Genomic DNA, 3,819 nt, shown 5'->3' on the forward strand with positions numbered 1-3,819 from the left:
ATTTTTGTCTGCAGCAGACAAAAATTAAAAACAAACCCTTATTAAAAAGTTACTTTTATTACTTGAATTTAGGATATCTTCCCTTTACTTCAGATATACCTACACCGAAGGATGAGCGAAGGATGAGCGAACGATAAGCGAAGAATAAACAAAGTATAAACCTTGAAACATTAATCATTAACAATTATTTCGTACCTTTGCACTTTGTAGTTTTAATTATCATCGTGAAAGAGTTATTACAAAGTCTGGCTCAGAGTAGCCTTTATAAATCCTTGCTTGCCAAAGTGCAGGCGCAGAATAGCACTACTGTAGGGGGCTTGGCAGGTGCCTCGCTGTCGGCAGTGGTGGCAAACCTATACACCCATACGCATCGCCCGCTGTTAGTCTTGTTGCCCGACAAAGAGGAAAGTGCCTATGTGCTCAACGATTTAGAAACTTTAGTAGGCGAGCAGCGGGTGCTTTTCTTCCCCGATAGCTATCGCCGCCCTTATCAGATAGAAGATACCGATAATGCCAACGTGCTACTGCGCGCTGAGGTGTTGCACCAACTAAGCCACAGCACTAAACCGCTGATAGTAGTATCATACCCTGAAGCCCTTTTCGAGAAAGTTATTACCCGCAAACAGTTAGAACAGAATACCCTAAAAATTACCAAAGGCGATTCGCTTACCCTTGAGTTCCTCAACGAGGTACTTTTTAGCTATCAGTTCAACCGCACTGACTTCGTTACCGAACCGGGTGAGTTTTCGGTACGTGGGGGGATAGTCGATATTTTTTCATTTTCTAATAACGAACCCTATCGTATAGAGTTTTTTGGCAATGAAGTAGAGAGTATTCGCACGTTTGATGTAGAAAGCCAGCTATCTACTGCACAACTTTCGCAGATAATCATCATTCCTAACGTAGAAAATAAGGAAAGTGATGAGGTGCGACAGTCGTTTTTAGAATATATTAGTCCGCAAACGCTCTTTATAGCTAAAGATATAGCCTCTTTAGGACAGAAAATAGATAAACTCTTCGCAAAAGCTACCGATATTTATCAGAAATTAGCCAATGAGGTGAAGCGTACTGCCCCAGAGGAACTCTATTGCCAGACAGAAGACCTTTTGGCGCAAGCTAACCGATTGCAGTCCATTCACATAGGGATTTCACAGCCTGAACTCACTTTCCTCACCACTCCACAACCCTCGTTTAATAGGCAATTCGAGCTGCTCATCGCTTACCTCAATGAGAAGCACGCCGAGGGCTATCAGAACTATATATTGTGCGGCACAGAGCAGCAGGCAAAGCGTTTTCACGATATATTCGAAGAGATGGAGCAGAAAGTAGCTTACCAAACGGTACAGCTATCGTTGCACGCTGGTTTTGTAGATAACGAACTGAAAATAAACGTTTTTACTGACCACCAAATATTCGAGCGCTACTATAAATTTCAGCTAAAAAACGGTTATGCTAAAAAGCAAGCGATAACCCTCAAAGAGCTGATGCAGCTGGAGGTAGGCGACTATGTTACCCATATCGACCATGGTATAGGCAAGTTCGCTGGCTTGCAAAAGATAGAAGTAGAGGGCAAGCAGCAAGAGGCCATCAAGCTGATTTATGGCGACCGCGATGTGCTATTTGTCAGCATTCACGCCTTGCACAAGATAACCAAATACAACGGCAAAGACGGCAAACCGCCCAAAATATACAAATTGGGGTCAGGAGCGTGGAAAGCCCTCAAACAGAAGACTAAAGCAAGGGTAAAAGAGATTGCTTTCAACCTTATTCAGCTATACGCCAAACGCAAAGAGGCACAAGGCTATGCTTTTGCACACGACAGCTATATGCAGAACGAGCTCGAAGCCTCATTCCTCTACGAAGATACCCCCGACCAAAGCAAGGCTACTGCCGAAGTAAAAGCCGATATGGAGAGTGCCAAACCTATGGATAGGTTAGTCTGCGGCGATGTGGGCTTTGGCAAGACCGAAGTGGCTATCAGGGCAGCCTTTAAGGCAGTTGATAACGGCAAGCAGGTAGCCGTATTAGTGCCTACTACGGTATTGGCTTTTCAGCACTACCAGACTTTTAGTCAGCGTATGAAAGATTTTCCGGTGCGCATCGATTATCTGAATCGTTTTCGCACGGCTAAAGAGAAGAAAATCATTTTGGAAGAACTCGCCAAAGGACAACTCGACATTGTTATCGGTACGCACCAAATAGTGGGCGAAAAGGTACAATATAAAGACTTGGGACTGCTGATAGTAGATGAGGAACAGAAGTTTGGGGTAGGGGTGAAAGACAAGCTCAAAACCCTAAAAGAAAACCTCGATGTGCTGACCCTTACGGCTACCCCTATACCGCGAACCTTGCAGTTTAGCCTTATGGCGGCACGCGACCTTTCGGTTATCAATACGCCACCGCCTAACCGCTATCCTATTGATTCGCAAGTGATACCTTTTAGCGAAGAGGTGATACGCGATGGCATTCGCTACGAAATACAACGCGGCGGACAGGTGTTTTTTATGCACAACCGCGTAGAGAACATTCAGGAAGTTGCCGGTATGATACAGCGTTTGCTACCCGATGCCCGCATAGCTATAGGGCACGGACAGATGGACGGTAAGAAGCTGGAAGAGACGATGCTCGCCTTTATGGAGGGGGCATATGATGTGCTGGTGGCTACCACTATTATTGAGAGTGGATTAGATGTGCCGAATGCTAACACTATTTTTATCAATAACGCTCATAATTTTGGCTTGTCAGACCTGCACCAAATGCGTGGTAGGGTAGGGCGTAGCAATAAAAAAGCGTTTTGCTACTTCATCACCCCTCCACTGATAGCGATGAGCGATGATGCCCGCAAGCGTATAGAGGCAATAGCTCAGTTCTCCGACTTGGGTAGCGGACTTAACATTGCAATGAAAGACTTAGAAATCAGAGGGGCAGGCGACCTACTTGGCGGTGAACAAAGTGGTTTTATTAACGAGATAGGGTTTGATACCTACCAAAAAATATTGCAAGAAGCCATAACAGAGCTTAAAGAAAACGAGTTTTCAGAACTATATCGCACTGCCGAGGAAGACAAAACTTACCTCACTGATACTCAAATAGACACCGATTTTGAACTACTCTTCCCCGACACCTATGTCAATAGAGTAGCCGAACGACTCAACCTTTATAACGAACTGAGCAATCTGACCAATGAGGAAGCCTTACAGGTGTATCAGCGCAACCTTATCGATCGTTTTGGCAAGTTGCCCCCTCAGGCTATCGACCTGCTGAACAGCGTACGCGTAAAATGGCTGGCAACCCGTATGGGGATAGAGAAGCTCGTGATGAAAAACGGAAAGATGACAGGTTATTTTATAGCCGACCAAAATAGTCCGTTCTACCAAAGTGCGCGCTTCCAAAAATTGCTTCTTTTCGTACAGCGATACCCTAACCAATGCCGTATGCAAGAGAAAGAAACCCGTAATGGGCTGCGCTTACTAATACTCTTTGACGGTATTAATACTGTGTATCAAGCCCTAAAAGTGCTACAACAAATAGAAGCGTAATAATATTTAATATTAAACACTATGAAAACATTTAAAAATTGGGTAGGTAAAAAACTTATTACATTTGGTGGTATTGTAGCTCTTTTGCTCGCATTTGCCTCATCATAGGTGCTCTAAAAAACTGGGATTGGCTATACGAACCCGATAAACATTACCAAAACAATTGTACTATGGGGTAAATAAGCCGTTATTTAGGTCGTGATATGGCGCGTGTTATTGGTTTTATTACAGGTGTTTTCTTTATAATTATAGGAATTTACTTCTCCTATATAGCTTTTAC

The 3,819-nt window shown here is 43.8% G+C and carries 1 protein-coding gene; it reads left to right on the top strand.

Going from position 1 to position 3,819, the window contains the following annotated elements:
- Positions 1-224: 224 nt before the first annotated feature.
- Positions 225-3,539, top strand: coding sequence for a transcription-repair coupling factor (mfd, locus tag HMPREF9074_RS11270; protein WP_009389422.1), 3,315 nt, complete (start codon positions 225-227; stop codon positions 3,537-3,539).
- The last annotated feature ends 280 nt before the right edge of the window (positions 3,540-3,819 follow it).

Source organism: Capnocytophaga sp. oral taxon 329 str. F0087 (assembly GCF_000213295.2).
Classification (GTDB): domain Bacteria; phylum Bacteroidota; class Bacteroidia; order Flavobacteriales; family Flavobacteriaceae; genus Capnocytophaga; species Capnocytophaga leadbetteri_A.